The organism is Arsukibacterium sp. UBA5043 (assembly GCA_002415085.1).
Classification (GTDB): Bacteria; Pseudomonadota; Gammaproteobacteria; order Enterobacterales; family Alteromonadaceae; genus Alishewanella.
Genome location: DIBV01000013.1, coordinates 23,019 through 41,602 on the forward strand (window position 1 = coordinate 23,019; position 18,584 = coordinate 41,602).

Genomic DNA, 18,584 nt, shown 5'->3' on the forward strand with positions numbered 1-18,584 from the left:
GAAAAAAAGACCGCGATATGCGGCCTTAGTCTTAACATGTTAAAAACCCTAGCGGGCATAGGTTGCTGTTAATGTTGCCTTAGCCAGAGCATTGACATTTAGCATAAAACTGACCACAGCGGCACTGGCATCATCCGGTACCGCCAGAGTTTCTTCCGGTAAGGCCCATACCGTAAACTGATAACGGTGCATACCATGCCCCTCTGGCGGGCAGGCGCCGCCAAATTCTTTGCTGCCATAATCATTTTTAAACGTGCGACAGCCGGGCGGTAAACGGCCATTGCCAACGCCCTGAGCAAAACCAGTGGCATCGGCCGGAATATCCGTTACCAACCAGTGCCAGAAACCTGAACTGGTCGGTGCATCCGGGTCAAACACAGTAATAGCAAAACTTTTAGTGTTCTGGGGCGGGTTTTGCCATTCAAGCGCCGGTGAAACGTTATTACCATCACAGCCAAAGCCATCAAATTCATGATCTTTGGCCATAAAATGACCTTCCTGCAGATCAGGGCTGCTGAGGGTGAAGCGTGCTTCCGTCATATTGCCTCCATTATCAATAAATTATGTTAGTAAATACTCACTTATGCTGAGATAGCCACTGATTAAAGGCCTGACCGGGCATAGCGCCCGCTTGCTGGGCCAGCACTTTGCCTTGCTTAAATAACATTATGGTAGGAATAGAGCGAATATTAAACTGCGCAGCCAATTGTTGCTGCTGCTCGGTATTAATTTTGCCGAATCGAAATTGTGGCTCCAACTGCCGGGCGGCCTGAGTGAATACCGGTGCAAAATTTTTACACGGGCCACACCAGCTCGCCCAGAAATCAACCACTAACGGCAACTCTGCCTTACTGGCATGGGCCGCAAAATTAGTACTGGTCAGCTCCAGCGGCAGGCCATTAAACAATGCCTGCTTACACTTACCACAGTTGGCATGAAGGGCCGGTTTCTCGGCCGGTAAACGGTTAAGGCCATTACAATTCGGACAGGCAACAATCATTCCAGGCTCCGGTTTTCAGCTATAAACTGTTATATAGCGGCAAACCCGCAGTTTTTAAAGCTATGGCTGAAAACTTAACTGCAAGCTGGTGGTTTTATTGTCGAAACTTAGCGTTCTGATCTCGCCCCTGCCCTCAATATTAACGGTATTCACCTGCGCCGGCCACAGCTGCTGCAGCGAGCTGTGTTGGATTGTCAGCCCCTGCAACTCCGGCACTATCGGCGCTTCCTGATAGACCCAGTAAAAGCGGCCGTCCAGCTGACCGCCAAGCAGCGTTAACGGAATAGCGTCACCACTCAGCGAACTGATGCGAAAGTGTTCAGCCACATATTGGTTAAATAATTGCTGAGTCTGCTGCTTGTTCAGTAAATCGGCGTTTTTGTCGAACAGTTGCTTTACGCCATGCTCAGCATCATGCACATAAAAACGATGCATTACTTCAATATTGCCAGTGCGCGAATTAAACAGCACTTTACTCAGCGCTGTTTTCATCTCATGGGCTGCCAGCTGGCCACAGCAGCAGACCAGCAACAGCAGACTCAGCAGGCCGCGCATTAGTTGCCGCCCTGCTCTGCTGAGTTATCAGTTTCTGATTTTTTTGCCGGATCTTTTAACTCAGTTTTACTGTCCTGCATAATATCGCGGCTGACTTTCGCTTTGCTTTTCTCTGCCTTATAAGCTTCTATTCGTGATGGCACTATCCGACGTGGGTAAAAGTTGTTTTCAATATCCACATCTGCTGTTTCCCATTTCGGATCAACGATCACTTCCTGCAGCACTTTGTCTTTAGCAGTAACGATTAACTTGTTGACGGCTTTCGGGCTACGACGCCAGATCTCTGCCGGGATATACTGCTGCTCGCTGCTGCCATCGGCATAATTTAATTGCAGTAGAATCGGCATTACCAAGCCGCCCTTGTTGCTAAACTGGAGCACATAGTAGTTTTTATCTTCGGCAACAGCTCGCTCAAAGGCTTTACGCTCCCAGGGCTCGAGCTCATGCAAAAACTTGTTGTAGGCATTACGCTCTTTGTTGGTAACGGTGAAACGGTCGTTGTCATCGTAAAAATCGCGCACGTCCGGATTCTGATCGACCCACAACACTTTATTCTCTGCTTTATTGCGCTCCACAAATAGCGAAACCGGCTTATCCAGCTCCTGTTGACGCTGACGCTGAAAATCAATATCCGGGTTTTTAGTATCTAAACGCAGCTGAAACACCTTATCCAGCGCAATATCGACATGATCGGTGCTGTAAAACCAGCCACGCCAGAACCAATCCAGATCAACGCCACTGGCCTCTTCCATAGTCCGGAAAAAATCAGCCGGGGTCGGCCGCTTAAACTTCCAGCGAGCGGCATACTCTTTAAAGGCAAAATCAAACAGTTCCCGGCCCAGGATCACTTCCCGTAAAATATTCAGCGCTGCAGCTGGCTTGGTATAGGCATTAGGGCCTAACCGCAACACGCTGTCAGACTGGGTCATAATAGGTACCTGGATATCGGATTTCATATAATCAACGATATCGCGCGGCTCCACACCCCATGGAATCGTCGGGTCCCACTCCCTGCCAGCTACGCCATCCAGAAAGCTGTTTAAGCCTTCATCCATCCAGGTCCATTGCCGCTCGTCAGAATTTACAATCATCGGAAAATAAATATGGCCAACTTCATGGATAACGACACCTATCAAAAAGCGTTTTTCGGCTTGTGAGTAAGTGCGGCTGCCATCGTCCTGTAACTTAGTGCGCGGGCCGTTAAAGGTAATCATCGGGTATTCCATGCCACCAACCGGGCCATTAACCGATTGCGCCACCGGATAGGGATAATCAAACGAAAAGCGGGAATACACTTCCATGGTATGCACCACAGCTTCGGTGGAATATTTCTGCCATAGCTCGCCACCTTCCTTCGGGTAAAATGACATTGCCATCACAAACGGCTGCTCACTGCCACCTTGCTGATAGCCTTTGGCATCCCAGATAAACTTACGTGATGACGCCCAGGCAAAATCCCGTACATTACCGGCTTTAAAATGCCATGTTTTTGTCTGGTCTGTACCGGCTTTTTCGTTTTCCAGTGCTTCCTGTTCGGTAACAATAAAAACCGGCCGCTTAGCCGTTTTAGCTTGTTCCAGCCGGTTTAATTGTTCGCGACTGAGCACTTTACTGCTGTTTTGCAGTTCGCCGGTTGAAGAGACAATATGATCAGCCGGTACCGTTAATTTAACGTCGTAATCACCAAATTCCAGGGTAAACTCGCCCCGGCCTAAAAACTCTTTATTGGTCCAGGCTTCATAATCGGTATACGCCACTAAGCGCGGAAACCATTGCGCCAGTAAGAATATATCGTTACCGCCTTCACGAGCATCGTCCGGAAAGTGTTCGTAGCCGGCCCGGGCGGACACAGCATCTTCTTCAACGATATTAAAAGCAAAATCCAGGCTGAAATCGACTTTTTGTCCCGGTTTTAATGGCGTGTGCAGGTCAATTCGCATCAAGGTGCCTACCATGGTTATCGGCAGTGCTTTTCCGTTGCTGCTTTTTACGTTGGCGATCTGAAAGCCCAGCTCGTTGTCGGCCATAAACTGCTGCCGGCGTAACTCTTCCAGACTTAGCCGGGCGGTGATCTCACCATCACCGACAGAAGTGGCCGGTCCACGACGGCCAACACCACCAAAATCAGTGGTCATTTCAGCCATCGAATCATTTTTAAAAATATTCTGATCAAGGTGCAGCCACAAATACTTCAGGGTATAAGGCGAGTTATTCTGATAGCTGATTTGCTGCTTAGTGCTTAACTGACGTTTAGCTTCATCCAGCACCACGTCCATTTTATAATTTACCTGCTGTTGCCAGTATTGCTGACCAGGCTCTCCGGCTGCATTACGATAAATGTTCGGCGTTGGCAGAACTTCATCCAGTTGCCGGAATTTATCTTCAAAGTCACCTTTAGTCTGACGAATAGCACTATCGGCAGCGACACTGTTGCAAAACAATGCAGCTAACAGACTGCAGATTACTAACAAAGGGGGGGAACAGCGGGAAATACGGGACGGCACAGCAGACATAATCAGCAAACTCTCTTTTAAAAATTAGGCGCTTACAACAAGCCGATTACAATAGGAAAGTTCGGGTCGGCAAACAAGCAGCTTCAGCACGTAAATTGGTTAATCTGTCGCCAAAAAAAACCCCGCAATATGCGGGGCCTGATTTTTTAGCTGACTAAGGATGTTTAGTCGCGGGGTTTACGGGGTGCACGTGGTGCGGCCCCCGGCCGTGGGCCAGGACCACTGCGTCTCTCGCCACCACTGTTTGAACCAGGGTTAGCAGCAGCACTACCGGTATCAATGCTGATATTCAGTTTTTGCTTACGTACGTAAACTTTTTTCAGGTGCTGGAAAATTTCAGCCGGAATATTGGCTGGCAATTCAACAGTACTGAAGTGATCGAACAGTTTAATATTACCGATAAACTGGCTGTCAATATTGGCTTCATTGGCAATAGCGCCAACAATATCACCAGCGCGTACGCCGTGCTCTTTGCCAACTTCAATCCGGTAATTGTTGTAATCACCTTTCATTTCGCGGCGAACCCGCGGGCCGCGCTCAGGCCGCTCGCCGCCACGTTCAGCTGAACGTTCCGGCCGGTCGCTACGCTCACGCCGTGGCCGCTCTTCCCGTTCACCACGGGCATGCGGCTGACGTAATTCCGGAAATTGCTTGGCGACATTTAATGGCTGATCTTTCTGAGCCAAAAACAGTAAAGCGGCTGCCAGATCAACATCGGTAGTTTCCAGCTTTTCACGCCAGTCAGTTACCAGCTCCTGAAAGAAACTCAGGTTCTGAGTTTCAATAGTTTGCGCCAACTGTTCCCGGAAAGATTCTATCCGGCGTTGCTCAATCACCTGGCCGGTAGGCAGCGACATTTGCTCAATCGGTTGCTTGGTAGCGTGCTCGATAGTCCGCAATAAGCGACGCTCACGTGGCGATACAAATAATATTGCTTTACCTTCACGACCCGCACGGCCGGTACGACCAATCCGGTGCACATATGCTTCGCTGTCGTACGGAATATCATAGTTAACCACCAGGCTAATCCGCTCAACATCCAGACCACGGGCAGCAACATCTGTTGCCACTATGATATCCAGCTGACTGGCTTTCATCCGGCGGATAGTTTGCTCACGATGGGCCTGGTTCATATCACCATTTAAACAGGCAACGGCGTAACCACGGGCGCCCAGTTTTTCTGCAATTTCTTCAGTGGCACTTTTAGTCCGAACGAAAACAATGCTGGCGTCGTACTCTTCGCCTTCCAGTAAGCGGGTTAGTGCATCCAGCTTCTGATTTGAATCAAGCAATACATAACGCTGACTGATCCGCTCGACAGTACTGGTCTTCGAGGCAATTTTAATTTCTTCAGCATTTTTTAAATGTTTCTGGGCAATAGCACGGATTTGCGCCGGCATAGTTGCAGAGAACATTGCCACCTGACGACCTTTCGGTGTGGCATCCATAATGGTTTGTACGTCATCGATAAAGCCCATGCGTAACATTTCATCGGCTTCATCCAATACAATTGCCCGCAGCTTATCCAGCTTAAGGGTACCGCGGTCTAAGTGATCAAGTATCCGGCCGGGGGTACCGACAATAACCTGAGAACCTCGCTTCAGTGATTTAAGCTGATTGGTATAACTCTGACCGCCGTATAAAGGCAACACATGAAACGCCGGCATATAGCGCGCATAAGCCTGAAAGGCCTCAGCTACCTGAATAGCCAGCTCGCGGGTAGGTGCCAGCACCAGAATTTGTGGATCATTTTGCGCAGGGTCTAGCCGCGCAAGTAAAGGCAGGGCAAAAGCGCCGGTTTTACCGGTACCTGTTTGCGCCTGGCCTAACACGTCTTCACCAGCTAATAGTTTTGGAATAGCCGCCGCCTGAATAGGCGATGGAGTTTCGTAACCAAGTTCAGTGACCGCGCGAACCAGCGGTTCCGGCAGCATTAGCTGGGAAAAAGACAAAGTTTCAGACATACGTTGTTATAACCTCAATCACACGCAGGCTTGTTGGTAAGTGCTATTGTTGTTTTTACCTGGCCTGCAATGCAGTAAAAACACGAAAACGGGCAAAAGACATAGCTTTCCCCGATTTTATTCCAGTAGTATAGCCAAACATTTACCACCTGGAGGAATCCATGATAGAAATCCTCGTTGGCAGCCAAATGGGCGCAGCGGAATATGTGGCAGAACAAGTTGCTGAAACACTGGTACAAGCGGGATATGAAACAAAACTTCATCTTCAACCCGATTTGGATCAGCTAAGCCCGACTAAAGTCTGGTTAGTGATCACATCCACCTATGGCGCAGGAGATCTGCCTGATAATATTCAACCCTTTGCGGATCAATTAGCACAAGATCGGTGTGATCTTACCACACTTTCTTTCGCCGTGATCACTTTAGGTGACTCCAGTTACGATACTTTTTGTTATGCCGGTAAAACACTCCGTCAGCTTTTACAGCAACACGGTGCAAAACCTTTAATCGAAAACCTGGAAATTGATGTATTAGCTGCTGATTTACCTGAAGAACAGGCACTGGCATGGTTACCACAATTGGTTAACAGCATAAAAAAAGGCGAGTGATCACCACTCGCCAAAACACAAGTATCTCAGGAAGAACAGATAAACAAATCACTGCTCCCGGTTGACCTCAGCAATAAAACCAACCAGGGGCCACTCTACCTTGCTATGCCATAACCGGCTTAACATTCTTATGATAAAGCGTTGATAAAATGCAGCTATAACGCAGATCAATACGTTTTAAGATAAGATCTTTATCCTCATGTTATCAACAATGTTTAAAATTAAAAAATTGAAATGTGTATAACTATGGTTTAATCCGGTTATTAACCTGTATTTATACCCTGAATAAAAAAAATATTGCCGAGACCTGTGCATAAGTAGCACAATTGTCCACCTGTTCAACCAGGGTTGATCCAACCTTGATCACAGGATCTGATCTTATTTAAGCCATTGATCCCATATTGTAATAATTGCTTATCCACCGAAAACAGCGTGCTTAATAGTAGTAGTAATAAAAAGATCTTTAAAAAGATCTTATATATATTAGCGCGATCCAGATCCGTTTTAGACGTTTCACAAATGGCTGGATCGCGCTACAATACGTGCCCTATTTTTAAGCGGCTTTTTAGCCAGAGTTGAGGCAGATATGTTGTATCAAGAATCCTTTGATGTGATCGTTGTCGGTGGTGGCCATGCTGGCACCGAAGCTGCTTTGGCTGCTGCCCGTATGGGCTTACAGACATTATTGTTAACTCATAACCTGGAAACTTTGGGTCAGATGTCGTGTAATCCGGCTATTGGCGGAATTGGCAAAGGCCATCTGGTTAAAGAAATTGATGCACTCGGCGGTGCTATGGCAATAGCGGCTGATAAAGGCGGCATTCAATTTCGCACGCTGAATAGTTCAAAAGGACCGGCCGTGCGGGCAACAAGGGCACAAGCTGACCGCCAGCTATACCGGGCTGCAATTAGGCAAACCCTGGAAAATCAGCCTAATTTGCGGATCTTTCAACAAGCGTGTGACGATCTGATAGTTGAAAACGATCAAGTAAAAGGCGTAATTACCCAAATGGGTTTAAAATTTCGCGCCAAAGCGGTAGTACTTACTGTAGGTACCTTTTTAGGCGGCCAAATTCATATTGGTTTAGAACAGTTCTCCGGAGGCAGAGCCGGCGATCCACCATCAATTGCGTTAGCAAAACGGTTACGGGAATTACCATTCAGGGTCGATCGCTTAAAAACCGGTACTCCACCGCGAATAGATGCCAGAACAGTCGATTTTTCAGCAATGCAGGCGCAACCCGGTGATAACCCTACCCCGGTATTTTCGTTTTTAGGCCGGCACAGCGATCATCCGCCACAAATTCCCTGCTACATCACATACACCAATGAGCACACTCATCAGGTTATCCGGGATAATCTGGATCGCTCGCCAATGTATACCGGGGTAATTGAAGGTATAGGTCCACGTTATTGCCCGTCTATTGAAGATAAAGTGATGCGTTTCGCCGACAAAGATAAACACCAAATCTTTATTGAACCAGAAGGCCTGACGACTCATGAATTGTATCCTAACGGTATTTCTACCAGTCTGCCTTTTGATGTTCAGCTTTCAATAGTACGGTCTATTAAAGGCATGGAAAATGCCCATATAACCCGGCCAGGCTACGCCATCGAATACGACTTTTTTGATCCGCGCGATCTCACCAGTTCTTTGCAAACTAAATTTATTAAAGGCCTGTTTTTTGCCGGTCAAATCAATGGTACTACCGGTTACGAAGAAGCCGGGGCCCAGGGATTACTGGCAGGACTAAATGCTGGCCTGTTTGCCACTGAGCGTGACGCCTGGGCACCAAGCCGCGACCAGGCCTATTTAGGGGTACTGGTTGATGATTTAACTACTCAGGGCACTAAAGAGCCTTACCGGATGTTTACCAGCCGTGCTGAGTACCGTTTAATGCTGCGTGAAGATAACGCCGATGCCCGCTTAACAGCAAAAGGACATGAGCTGGGACTGGTTGATGAACAACGCTGGCAGGCATTTAACGAAAAAATGGAAAAAATCGAGCTGGAGCGGCAGCGCTTGCGGCAAAGTTGGATCAATCTCCAGCATCCGGCATTAGCTGCGGTAAATCAGCTGCTGAAAAAACCGCTAAGCCGTGAGGCCAGCTTAGAAGAATTAGTACGCCGCCCGGAAATGACTTATCAACAATTGGTCAATATTGCAGATTTGGGCCCGGCACTAGCAGATCCTATTGCTGCCGAACAGGTAGAAATTCAAATTAAGTATGAAGGTTATATTAACCGTCAGCAGGATGAAATTGCTAAGCAACAGCGTAATGAAGCGACTAAATTACCTGGTTCTTTTGATTACAGTTCGGTCAAAGGATTATCGAACGAAGTAATTATGAAATTAAATCAACACCAGCCGGCTACCGTGGGTCAGGCATCACGTATATCGGGTATTACCCCTGCCGCGATTTCATTGCTTCTGGTTTACCTGAAAAAACAGGGTTTACTTCGAAAATCTGCTTAACCAGACATAAATGAGCCTGAAAGGATCGATATGCTTGATAAACTGCGCCAGCTGGTAGCACAGACCAGCTTGCAATTAAGCGACACACAGCTGCAACAGTGCATTGATTATGTGCAGCTACTCCATAAATGGAACAGTGCATACAATTTAACCTCGGTTCGCGATCCAGCCGACATGCTGGTTAAGCACGTACTGGATAGTCTGGTTGTGGCTCCCCATCTGCAAGGGGAACATTTTATTGATGTTGGCACCGGGCCCGGACTACCAGGTGTGTTGCTGGCTATTTACTACCCACAAAAACATTTTACCCTGCTTGATAGCCTGGGCAAACGGATCCGTTTTTTAAATCAGGTAAAATTGCAGCTTGGTCTAACCAATATTCATCCTCTGCAAAGCCGGGTTGAGCAGCATCAGCCGATACAACAATATGATGGCGTGATAAGCCGGGCGTTTGCATCTACTGCTGATATGCTGCAATGGTGCCGGCATTTACCGGCCGCTACGGGTAGCTTTTACGCAATGAAAGGCGCCGCAGTGCAAGAAGAAATTGCAGCTTTGCCGGATTTTGTTAAAGTAAGCGCAGTTATACCATTGCAGGTACCAGAACTTGATGCCAGCCGGCATCTGGTTATCATGACCAGCACTTAACCATAATGAGGGAGCCTTGTGGGTAAAATCATCGCCATTGCTAATCAGAAAGGTGGAGTAGGAAAAACCACCACCGCTGTTAACTTAGCGGCGTCAATGGCGGCTACTAAGCGCAAAGTGCTGTTGATAGACCTGGATCCGCAGGGTAACGCGACTATGGGGAGCGGCGTTGATAAATATGAAGTACACGCCACTGCGTATGAATTGCTGATCGAGCAGAAACCCTTGCTGGAGGTTGTGGTAAAAGAAACTACCGGGGGTTATCATCTGGTTGCTGCCAATTCTGATGTCACTGCTGCCGAAGTGCGATTAATGGATGTGTTTGCCAGAGAGCTTCGCTTACGAACTGCCTTAAAAGACTATCGTAGTAGCTATGATTTTATCTTTATCGACTGCCCACCCTCACTAAATATGTTAACCGTTAATGCCATGGCAGCTGCTGATACGGTACTGGTTCCCATGCAGTGTGAGTATTTTGCATTGGAAGGCCTTACGGCGCTGGTTGATACCATCAATAAGCTGGCGGCGGTGATAAATGCTGACTTAAAAATTGAAGGTATTTTGCGGACCATGTACGACCCCCGTAACCGCCTGGCAAACGATGTGTCGGAGCAGTTAAAACAACATTTTGGTGACAAAGTGTACCGCGCTGTGATCCCACGCAATGTCCGCCTTGCCGAAGCGCCAAGTTTTGGCACACCGGTCATGTACTACGATAAAAATTCAACCGGCGCCAAAGCATATCTGGCATTAGCCGGTGAAATTCTGCGCCGCTCAGAAAAAAAAACCAGTGGCAAGGCCACCTCAGCATAACCACGATAAGTTAAAGGATATTTTTGCGCATGTCGGTGAAAAAACGCGGTTTAGGCCGGGGCTTAGATGCTTTACTTACGTCGAATAAAACGACGGAGCAAAACAGTGCCAATCAGCAGTCGGCTGAACTGCAAAAATTACCTGTCGAATTTTTACGGCCTGGCAAATATCAACCACGCAAAGATATGTCGCAGGATGCACTGGAAGATTTAGCCAGTTCAATCCGGGCCCAGGGCGTTATTCAACCAATCGTGGTGCGTGCTGTTAGCGATAATAGTTATGAGATTATCGCCGGTGAACGGCGCTGGCGCGCAGCTCAGTTGGCAAGGCTATCAGAAGTACCCTGCCTGATTAAAAACGTGCCCGACGAAGCAGCGGTGGCGATAGCGTTAATTGAAAACATTCAGCGCGAAGATCTGAATGCGATGGAAGAAGCTGTGGCGTTGGATAGGTTATTGACCGAATTTGAACTCACCCATCAGCAAGTGGCCGATGCCGTAGGCAAATCCCGGGCGACGGTAACCAATTTACTGCGTTTAAATGCCCTTAACGACGATGTTAAGGTATTGCTGGAACACGGCGATATTGAAATGGGCCACGCCCGGGCGTTACTGGCATTAACCGATGACAGCCAGTCTGAAACCGCGCGGTTGGTGGCGCATAAGCAATTAACGGTGCGCGAAACTGAAAGCCTGGTCCGGCGCATACTGGAACCAAAAGCCCCGGCAGCATCTAAGGCTAAAGACCCTGATGTCGATGCCTTAGAGCAACGTTTGAGTGAGCGTTTTGCGGCGCCGGTGCAAATTATGTATAACAAAAAAGGTAAGGGTAACCTGGTAATTAATTACAGTAGCCTGGCTGAGCTGGACGGTATTTTAGCCAAAATGCAATTAAGCGAGCAGGATTAAGCATTTTATTTAGCCAAGATAAGGACAACCTGCGACTAAAACCGCTTTTTGTTGCAAATCGGGGGCAAATAAGTATACTTTCGCAAGTTTTTTCTACCCCTGTATGGGCTATTACAACGAGGGGTACAGTGGCAGAAAATATTGTAGCTCAGGCCAGGAAATCAGCGTATTTCGCCGTGCTGGCTCAGGTGGTAGTCGCCGGTTGTATCGCACTGGCGTTTTTTTTGCTGGCTGACAGTATCGCAGCGAAATCAGCCTTTAAAGGTGGCTTAGCGGCAGCAGTACCAAATTTTGTTTTCGCTTTCTTTGCGTTTCGATACAGTGGCGCAGAGCAGGCTCAACGAGTAGCGGCAGCGTTGATGCGCGGCCACAGCTTAAAAGTTTTGTTAACTGTTATATTGTGCGCAGTGGTGTTACAACAGGAGCATTTAGTGCCAGAGGCGTTTATTACTGGTTTCCTGATCACCCTGCTGACACAATGGACAGCACCGTTTTTCTTTAAACTTTAAACTATTGGGATGAAACATGGCTGCAGGTGAAGAGTTAACACTGTCTGGCCATATTCAGCACCACCTTACTAACGCAAAAATGTGTACTGTCGATGGCAGTGTCGCATTTAACAAAGCGTGTAGCGAGGCTGGGTTCTGGACATGGCATATTGATACCCTGGCGTGGTCGATCGGCCTGGGGATATTATTCTTGTGGATATTCCGCAGTGTGGCGAATAAAGCTACGGTTGGTGTACCAGGGAAACTTCAATGCTTTGTCGAAATGGTGGTTGAGCTTGTTGCGACCAACGTCAGAGACACTTTTCATGGTAAAAGTAAATTAATCGCACCACTGGCATTAACTATTTTTGTCTGGGTGTTTTTAATGAACCTGATGGACTTAGTGCCGGTTGATTTCCTGCCCGCTTTTGCTGGTTGGGTTGGTGCTACCTTTTTTGGTATGGACTCGCACGATGTCTATATGAAGATTGTTCCTACCACTGATATCAATATGACCGCCGCGCTGGCCATTGGCGTGTTTATTTTGATGATCGGTTACTCTATCCGGATAAAAGGTGTAATGGGTTTTGTAAAAGAACTGACCCTGCACCCGTTTAGCAGCAAAAATGTAGTGTTACAAATTATCTTGATCCCAGCCAATTTACTGTTGGAAACCATAGCCTTGGTCGCTAAGCCATTTTCTTTGGCATTGCGGTTATTTGGTAACCTGTATGCCGGTGAAATGATCTTTATTCTTATTGGCGCTGTGGGCCTGATGCAACTGCCGTTGCACTTTGTCTGGGCTGTGTTCCATATTCTGGTCATTGTATTACAGGCGTTCGTGTTTATGATGCTGACCATTGTGTACTTAAGTATGGCCAGTTCGGATAACCATTAATTTTTTACTTTAACTTTAACTTTAACTATAGAAATATCGGAGATAAAAATGGAAATTGCAGTAGCTATCAAATTAATCGCTGTAGCGTTATTAATCGGTTTTGGTGCTATCGGTACAGCACTGGGTTTCGGTAACATGGGTGGTAAGTTCTTAGAAGCGTGTGCCCGTCAGCCAGAACTGGCTCCTTCACTGCAAGTAAAAATGTTCATCCTTGCTGGTCTTATCGATGCCGTTGCTATGATCGGTGTTGGTATCGCCATGTACATGTTGTTCGCAATGTAATTGAAGGTTTTTATTCGTCGAACAACTAAATAAGGAGGAGCGGACGTGAACTTAAACGCCACTCTGTTAGGTGAATTAATCGCTTTTGCCGTCTTCGTACTTTTTTGTATGAAGTTTGTATGGCCGCCATTGATGAATGCCATCGAAGCGCGCCAGCAAAAAATTGCTGACGGTTTAGCGGCTTCTGATCGGGCTGAAAAAGACCTGGCACTAGCCCAGGACAAAGCTAAAGATCAGTTAAAAGATGCTAAAGCACAAGCTGCTGAAATTATTGAGCAAGCGAGAAAACGCGAAGCGAAAATGATTGAAGAAGCGGCACACAAAGCGAATGCTGAGCGGGATACGATCCTGGCGCAGACCAAAGCCGAAGTTGAAGCGGAACGAAACCGTTTACGCGAAGATTTACGCAAGCAGGTAGCTGCCTTAGCGGTAGCCGGTGCAGAACGTATTCTGCAACGTTCTATCGACGAAGCTGCTCACAGCGACATTCTGGAAAAACTGGTACAAGAACTGTAATGGGGATGAGCTATGTCTGATTTGACGAATATCGCTCGTCCGTACGCTAAGGCGGCTTTCGATTTTGCTGTAGAGCAAAATGCGTTAGATGCCTGGCTGCAAATGCTGGCTTTTGCTGCTCAAGTAGCAGAAAACGACCAGGTTGCAGCATTACTGCGTACTTCTGGTGTTGCTGAAAAGCAAGCCGACCTGTTTCTTCAGGTATGTGGTGAGCAACTCAATGAGCAGGGCCAGAACTTTATAAAAGTACTGGCAGAAAATCACCGCTTGTTGGCGTTGCCTGAAGTATTGGTTGCTTTTGTTGAACATAAAGCGGCGTATGAAAAAGAAATTACCGTAGACGTAGTTTCTGCTACCGCCCTGGATAAAGCTCAACAAGAAAAGCTGATAGCTGCATTATCGCAACGTTTGGCACGCAAAGTTAAATTGAACTGTAGCGTCAATCCTGACATGGTCGGCGGCATGCTGATCAAAGCAGGTGACATGGTAATTGATGGCTCGGTCCGCGGTAAGCTGGATCGTTTAGCAACTGCGCTGCAGTCGTAATTGGGGAATAGAGTATGCAACTGAATTCCACTGAAATCTCAGAACTGATCAAAAGTCGTATTGCTCAGTTTGAAGTGGTCAGTGAAGCTCGTAACGAAGGTACTATTGTTCAGGTAACTGACGGTATTATCCGGATTAATGGCCTTGCTGATTGTATGCAAGGTGAGATGATCGAGCTTCCTGGCAATCGTTATGCTATCGCGTTGAACTTAGAGCGCAATTCTGTTGGTGCCGTAGTAATGGGTCCGTATGCGGACTTAACCGAAGGCACTAAAGTTAAAAGTACCGGCCGTATTTTAGAAGTACCGGTAGGCCCACAGCTGTTAGGCCGTGTGGTAAATACCTTAGGTGCGCCTATTGATGGTAAAGGCCCGATTGAAGCTGCAGGCTACGCGCCAGTAGAGAAAATTGCGCCTGGCGTAATTGACCGTCAGTCAGTCGACCAGCCGATGCAAACCGGTTACAAGTCGGTTGATGCCATGATCCCTATCGGTCGTGGTCAGCGTGAATTGTTAATCGGTGACCGTCAGACCGGTAAAACCGCCTTAGCAATCGATGCCATTATCAACCAGAAAAACACCGGTATTAAATGTGTTTATGTTGCCATTGGTCAGAAAGCTTCTACCATTGCCAACGTAGTACGCAAGTTGGAAGAACACGGTGCACTGGCCAATACCATTGTAGTGGTTGCTTCTGCTTCTGAAGCGGCTGCCCTGCAATTCCTGGCGCCATACTCTGGCTGTACCATGGGTGAATACTTCCGTGACCGCGGTGAAGATGCGCTGATTGTATACGATGATTTGTCTAAGCAAGCTGTTGCTTACCGTCAAATTTCATTGCTGTTACGCCGTCCGCCAGGCCGTGAAGCTTACCCGGGTGACGTATTTTATCTTCACTCACGTCTGCTTGAGCGGGCATCACGGGTTAATGCCGACTATGTTGAGCGCTTAACCAATGGTGAAGTAAAAGGCAAAACCGGTTCTTTAACCGCATTGCCAATTATTGAAACTCAGGCCGGTGACGTATCTGCGTTCGTACCTACCAACGTAATTTCGATTACTGATGGTCAGATCTTCTTAGAATCTGATTTATTTAATGCTGGTATCCGCCCTGCGGTTAACGCCGGTATTTCGGTATCGCGGGTTGGTGGTGCAGCGCAAACCAAGATCATCAAGAAATTAGGTGGTGGTATTCGTCTGGCATTAGCCCAGTACTCTGAACTGGCAGCGTTTGCGCAGTTTGCGTCTGACTTAGATGAAGCAACCCGCGCCCAGTTAGAGCACGGTCAGAAGGTTACTGAGCTGATGAAACAGCTGCAGTACAGCCCAATGAGCGTTGGCGAAATGGGTGTGTCAATTTTCGCTATTGAAAAAGGTTTTCTGAAAGATATTGAAGTAGCCAAAATCTTAGATTTTGAAACTGCTTTAATCAGCTATATGAAAGCCGAACATGCCGAGCTGATGGCTGATATCGCGAAAACCGGTAACTACAACGATCAAATCGAGTCGTCGCTAAAAGCGGCCATTGAGAAGTTTAAAGCAACTCAGACTTGGTAAATTACGCGGGTGGTTACGGCCACCCCGTTCGTTGAATGAAACGGAGATACAGTCATGGCCGGTGGTAAAGAGATAAAAAGTAAGATCGGGAGTATTAATAATACTCGCAAGATCACCAGTGCTATGGAAAAAGTTGCGGTCAGCAAAATGCGCAAAGCGCAGGAGCGCGTAGCTGCAACCCGCCCATACGCTGAAGGTATGCGCAAAGTTATCGGTAATATTGCTCAGGGCAACATCGAGTATCGTCATCCGTATCTATCGGAGCGTGACGTGAAACGGGTTGGCTATATCATTATTTCAACCGATCGCGGTCTTTGCGGTGGCCTGAATACCAACGAGTTTAAGAAAGTTGTGCTGGAAATGAAAAGCTGGAAAAACCAGAACGTTGAAGCGGAGTTTGCCGTTATCGGTAACAAAGCCACGGCGTTTTTTAAGCGTTTCGGCGGCAAAGTTGTAGCACAACAAACGGGTTCAGGTGACGTACCACGTTTGGCTGATGTGATTGGTACGGTTAAGGTAATGCTGCAAGCTTACCTGGAAGGCCGTATTGACCGCTTATTCCTGGTATATAACACTTTTGTTAATACCATGAAGCAAGAGCCAGTGATCGATCAACTCTTACCTTTGCCGCAAACAGAAGTTTCGCCAAAAGAGCATAACTGGGATTACCTGTACGAGCCGGACCCGCAACCTATTTTAGATATGTTGCTGGACCGCTACATCGAGTCACAGGTTTACCAGGGTGTTGTTGAAAACGTTGCCAGCGAACACGCTGCACGTATGGTGGCAATGAAAGCCGCTACCGACAACGCCGGTAATTTAATGGATGACCTGAAGCTGGTGTATAACAAAGCACGTCAGGCCGCTATTACCCAAGAGCTCAGCGAAATTGTCGCAGGTGCGGCAGCTGTAGGCTAAGGTGAACAGTTTTGAGAAATTTGAGGAAACATCATGAGTCAAGGTAAGGTCGTCCAAATCATTGGCGCCGTTGTGGATATCGATTTTCCACAAGAAGCGGTACCTAGCATCTATGACGCGTTAAACGTGACTGACGGTGATCTGGCTGGGTTAGTGCTGGAAGTGCAGCAACAGCTGGGTGGCGGTACAGTTCGTACTATCGCAATGGGTACCACTGACGGGTTACGTCGTGGCGCTCAGGTTGGAAATTCAGGCAAAGCCATTCAGGTTCCTGTCGGTAAAGCGACCTTAGGTCGTATTATGGACGTATTAGGTAACCCGATTGACGAAGCGGGCCCTATCGGTGAAGAAGAGCGCTGGTCAATCCACCGCGCTGCGCCTTCATACGAAGAGCAGGCCGCATCAAACGCCTTGTTGGAAACGGGTATTAAAGTTATCGACTTAGTATGCCCGTTTGCCAAAGGTGGTAAAGTTGGTTTGTTCGGTGGTGCCGGTGTAGGTAAAACCGTAAACATGATGGAATTGATCCGCAACATCGCGATCGAGCACAGCGGTTACTCCGTATTCGCCGGTGTGGGTGAGCGTACCCGTGAGGGTAACGATTTCTATCATGAAATGAAAGACTCTAACGTTCTGGATAAAGTATCGTTAGTATATGGTCAGATGAACGAGCCACCAGGTAACCGTTTACGCGTAGCGCTAACCGGCTTAACCATGGCAGAGAAGTTCCGGGAAGAAGGCCGTGACGTACTGTTTTTCGTGGATAACATCTATCGTTATACCCTGGCCGGTACTGAAGTATCAGCCTTGTTAGGCCGGATGCCATCAGCAGTAGGTTATCAGCCAACATTGGCTGAAGAGATGGGTGCGTTGCAAGAGCGTATCACCTCTACTAAAACAGGCTCTATCACGTCAATTCAGGCGGTATACGTTCCTGCGGATGACTTAACTGACCCATCACCAGCCACTACCTTCTCGCACTTAGATGCGACAGTAGTACTGAGCCGGAACATCGCTTCACTGGGTATTTACCCGGCAATCGACCCACTGGATTCTACCTCACGGCAGTTAGATCCGCTGGTTATCGGTAAAGAGCATTATGACGTAGCCCGTGGTGTACAAACGGTACTGCAACGTTACAAAGAACTGAAAGACATTATCGCCATCTTAGGGATGGACGAGCTGTCTGATGAAGACCGGACCTTAGTTTACCGTGCGCGGAAAATTCAGCGGTTCCTGTCTCAGCCGTTCTTCGTTGCTGAAGTATTCACTGGTTCGCCAGGTAAGTACGTACCGCTGAAAGAAACTATCCGTGGTTTTAAAGGCATTCTGGAAGGTGAATATGATCACATGCCAGAGCAGGCTTTTTACATGGTAGGCTCTATCGACGAAGCGATCGAAAAAGCGAAAAAGCTTTAAGCAACCAGGCTTTAGGAGAGCGAAATGGCGATGACAGTGCAACTGGATGTAGTAAGTGCTGAAGAGAAAATATTCTCTGGCCTTGTCGAGTCCGTGCAGGTCACAGGCAGTGAGGGCGAGTTAGGTATTTTACCTTTTCACGCCCCGTTACTGACTCCTCTGAAACCTGGCATGGTCCGTATCGTGAAGCAGTTCGGTGAAGAGCACGTAATTTATGTGGCCGGTGGCGTACTTGAAGTACAACCCGACAGCATTACCGTGCTGGCTGATATTGCGGTACGTGGCGAAGACTTGGATGAGCAGGCTGCGTTAGATGCCCAGAAACGGGCAACCGAAGCGATGCAACACGCCGGTGCAGATTTCAATTACGCTGAAGCAGCAGCGCAACTGGCCGAAGCCATTGCTCAGCTGCGGGTAATTCAGAAACTGCGCAAAAAGTAAGTTTAAGCTTGTTAAAAAGCCACCTGAGGGTGGCT

The 18,584-nt window shown here is 47.7% G+C and carries 19 protein-coding genes; 14 read left to right on the plus strand and 5 right to left on the minus strand.

Annotated elements, in window-relative coordinates:
• Positions 1-48: 48 nt before the first annotated feature.
• The 5 genes from B2Q61_RS11610 to B2Q61_RS11630 all read right to left on the minus strand — a co-directional run bounded on the left by B2Q61_RS11610 (position 49) and on the right by B2Q61_RS11630 (position 6,032).
• Positions 49-540 carry a YbhB/YbcL family Raf kinase inhibitor-like protein gene (locus B2Q61_RS11610; protein WP_290620821.1) on the minus strand — a complete coding sequence of 164 codons (492 nt, stop codon included), beginning with the start codon at positions 538-540 and terminating at the stop codon, positions 49-51.
• Between the two features lie 37 nt (positions 541-577).
• Positions 578-1,000 carry a thioredoxin TrxC gene (gene trxC / locus B2Q61_RS11615; protein ID WP_290620819.1) on the minus strand — a complete coding sequence of 141 codons (423 nt, stop codon included), beginning with the start codon at positions 998-1,000 and terminating at the stop codon, positions 578-580.
• Between the two features lie 60 nt (positions 1,001-1,060).
• Positions 1,061-1,555: a DUF6702 family protein gene (locus tag B2Q61_RS11620; protein ID WP_290620817.1), complete on the minus strand. Its 495-nt coding sequence runs from the start codon at positions 1,553-1,555 to the stop codon at positions 1,061-1,063.
• Positions 1,555-4,068, minus strand: a complete 2,514-nt coding sequence (locus tag B2Q61_RS11625; RefSeq protein ID WP_290620815.1) for a M1 family metallopeptidase — start codon at positions 4,066-4,068, stop codon at positions 1,555-1,557. The genes B2Q61_RS11620 and B2Q61_RS11625 overlap by 1 nt, the downstream gene beginning before the upstream one ends.
• Before the next feature lie 164 nt (positions 4,069-4,232).
• Complete coding sequence (locus B2Q61_RS11630) at positions 4,233-6,032, minus strand: DEAD/DEAH box helicase (RefSeq protein WP_290620813.1); 1,800 nt, start codon at positions 6,030-6,032, stop codon at positions 4,233-4,235.
• 161 nt (positions 6,033-6,193) lie between these two features.
• On the opposite strand from B2Q61_RS11630, the gene mioC reads away from it, so the two are divergent.
• The 14 genes from mioC to B2Q61_RS11700 all read left to right on the plus strand — a co-directional run bounded on the left by mioC (position 6,194) and on the right by B2Q61_RS11700 (position 18,549).
• On the plus strand, positions 6,194-6,640 hold the full coding sequence (mioC, locus tag B2Q61_RS11635) for an FMN-binding protein MioC (RefSeq protein ID WP_290620811.1): 447 nt from the start codon (positions 6,194-6,196) through the stop codon (positions 6,638-6,640).
• 586 nt (positions 6,641-7,226) lie between these two features.
• Positions 7,227-9,116: a tRNA uridine-5-carboxymethylaminomethyl(34) synthesis enzyme MnmG gene (mnmG, locus tag B2Q61_RS11640; protein ID WP_290620809.1), complete on the plus strand. Its 1,890-nt coding sequence runs from the start codon at positions 7,227-7,229 to the stop codon at positions 9,114-9,116.
• 30 nt (positions 9,117-9,146) lie between these two features.
• Positions 9,147-9,764, plus strand: a complete 618-nt coding sequence (gene rsmG / locus B2Q61_RS11645; RefSeq protein WP_290620807.1) for a 16S rRNA (guanine(527)-N(7))-methyltransferase RsmG — start codon at positions 9,147-9,149, stop codon at positions 9,762-9,764.
• Between the two features lie 18 nt (positions 9,765-9,782).
• Positions 9,783-10,577, plus strand: a complete 795-nt coding sequence (locus B2Q61_RS11650) for a ParA family protein (RefSeq protein ID WP_290620805.1) — start codon at positions 9,783-9,785, stop codon at positions 10,575-10,577.
• A gap of 29 nt (positions 10,578-10,606) precedes the next feature.
• The gene (locus tag B2Q61_RS11655) at positions 10,607-11,485 is read left to right on the plus strand and encodes a ParB/RepB/Spo0J family partition protein (protein ID WP_290620803.1); all 879 of its coding nucleotides are present in this window, start codon (positions 10,607-10,609) and stop codon (positions 11,483-11,485) included.
• Between the two features lie 128 nt (positions 11,486-11,613).
• The gene (locus B2Q61_RS11660) at positions 11,614-11,994 is read left to right on the plus strand and encodes an ATP synthase subunit I (RefSeq protein WP_290620801.1); all 381 of its coding nucleotides are present in this window, start codon (positions 11,614-11,616) and stop codon (positions 11,992-11,994) included.
• 16 nt (positions 11,995-12,010) lie between these two features.
• Positions 12,011-12,871 (plus strand): F0F1 ATP synthase subunit A, encoded by an 861-nt coding sequence (gene atpB, locus B2Q61_RS11665; protein ID WP_290620799.1) that lies wholly within the window; start codon positions 12,011-12,013, stop codon positions 12,869-12,871.
• A gap of 48 nt (positions 12,872-12,919) precedes the next feature.
• A complete protein-coding gene (gene atpE / locus B2Q61_RS11670) occupies positions 12,920-13,153 on the plus strand; it encodes a F0F1 ATP synthase subunit C (RefSeq protein WP_062483651.1) in 234 nt (77 codons plus the stop codon).
• Positions 13,154-13,198: 45 nt separating this feature from the next.
• Complete coding sequence (gene atpF / locus B2Q61_RS11675; RefSeq protein ID WP_290620794.1) at positions 13,199-13,669, plus strand: F0F1 ATP synthase subunit B; 471 nt, start codon at positions 13,199-13,201, stop codon at positions 13,667-13,669.
• Positions 13,670-13,681: 12 nt separating this feature from the next.
• Entirely contained in the window at positions 13,682-14,215 is a 534-nt protein-coding gene (gene atpH, locus B2Q61_RS11680; protein ID WP_290620792.1) for a F0F1 ATP synthase subunit delta, read from the plus strand.
• Between the two features lie 14 nt (positions 14,216-14,229).
• A complete protein-coding gene (gene atpA / locus B2Q61_RS11685; protein WP_290620790.1) occupies positions 14,230-15,771 on the plus strand; it encodes a F0F1 ATP synthase subunit alpha in 1,542 nt (513 codons plus the stop codon).
• Between the two features lie 54 nt (positions 15,772-15,825).
• Complete coding sequence (gene atpG / locus B2Q61_RS11690) at positions 15,826-16,689, plus strand: F0F1 ATP synthase subunit gamma (RefSeq protein WP_290620788.1); 864 nt, start codon at positions 15,826-15,828, stop codon at positions 16,687-16,689.
• A 33-nt stretch (positions 16,690-16,722) separates the two neighbouring features.
• A complete protein-coding gene (atpD, locus tag B2Q61_RS11695; protein ID WP_290611985.1) occupies positions 16,723-18,108 on the plus strand; it encodes a F0F1 ATP synthase subunit beta in 1,386 nt (461 codons plus the stop codon).
• Positions 18,109-18,132: 24 nt separating this feature from the next.
• Positions 18,133-18,549 (plus strand): F0F1 ATP synthase subunit epsilon, encoded by a 417-nt coding sequence (locus B2Q61_RS11700; protein WP_290611986.1) that lies wholly within the window; start codon positions 18,133-18,135, stop codon positions 18,547-18,549.
• The last annotated feature ends 35 nt before the right edge of the window (positions 18,550-18,584 follow it).

Coding starts and splice junctions, on each gene's coding strand:
- B2Q61_RS11620 (WP_290620817.1), bottom strand. CDS start 1,555: ATGCGCGGCCTGCTGAGTCTGCTGTTGCTGGTCTGCTGCTGTGGCCAG.
- B2Q61_RS11630 (WP_290620813.1), bottom strand. CDS start 6,032: ATGTCTGAAACTTTGTCTTTTTCCCAGCTAATGCTGCCGGAACCGCTG.
- atpG (WP_290620788.1), top strand. CDS start 15,826: ATGGCCGGTGGTAAAGAGATAAAAAGTAAGATCGGGAGTATTAATAAT.
- B2Q61_RS11610 (WP_290620821.1), bottom strand. CDS start 540: ATGACGGAAGCACGCTTCACCCTCAGCAGCCCTGATCTGCAGGAAGGT.
- B2Q61_RS11655 (WP_290620803.1), top strand. CDS start 10,607: ATGTCGGTGAAAAAACGCGGTTTAGGCCGGGGCTTAGATGCTTTACTT.
- atpE (WP_062483651.1), top strand. CDS start 12,920: ATGGAAATTGCAGTAGCTATCAAATTAATCGCTGTAGCGTTATTAATC.
- atpD (WP_290611985.1), top strand. CDS start 16,723: ATGAGTCAAGGTAAGGTCGTCCAAATCATTGGCGCCGTTGTGGATATC.
- B2Q61_RS11700 (WP_290611986.1), top strand. CDS start 18,133: ATGGCGATGACAGTGCAACTGGATGTAGTAAGTGCTGAAGAGAAAATA.
- atpA (WP_290620790.1), top strand. CDS start 14,230: ATGCAACTGAATTCCACTGAAATCTCAGAACTGATCAAAAGTCGTATT.
- mioC (WP_290620811.1), top strand. CDS start 6,194: ATGATAGAAATCCTCGTTGGCAGCCAAATGGGCGCAGCGGAATATGTG.
- rsmG (WP_290620807.1), top strand. CDS start 9,147: ATGCTTGATAAACTGCGCCAGCTGGTAGCACAGACCAGCTTGCAATTA.
- atpH (WP_290620792.1), top strand. CDS start 13,682: ATGTCTGATTTGACGAATATCGCTCGTCCGTACGCTAAGGCGGCTTTC.
- B2Q61_RS11625 (WP_290620815.1), bottom strand. CDS start 4,068: ATGTCTGCTGTGCCGTCCCGTATTTCCCGCTGTTCCCCCCCTTTGTTA.
- mnmG (WP_290620809.1), top strand. CDS start 7,227: ATGTTGTATCAAGAATCCTTTGATGTGATCGTTGTCGGTGGTGGCCAT.
- atpB (WP_290620799.1), top strand. CDS start 12,011: ATGGCTGCAGGTGAAGAGTTAACACTGTCTGGCCATATTCAGCACCAC.
- trxC (WP_290620819.1), bottom strand. CDS start 1,000: ATGATTGTTGCCTGTCCGAATTGTAATGGCCTTAACCGTTTACCGGCC.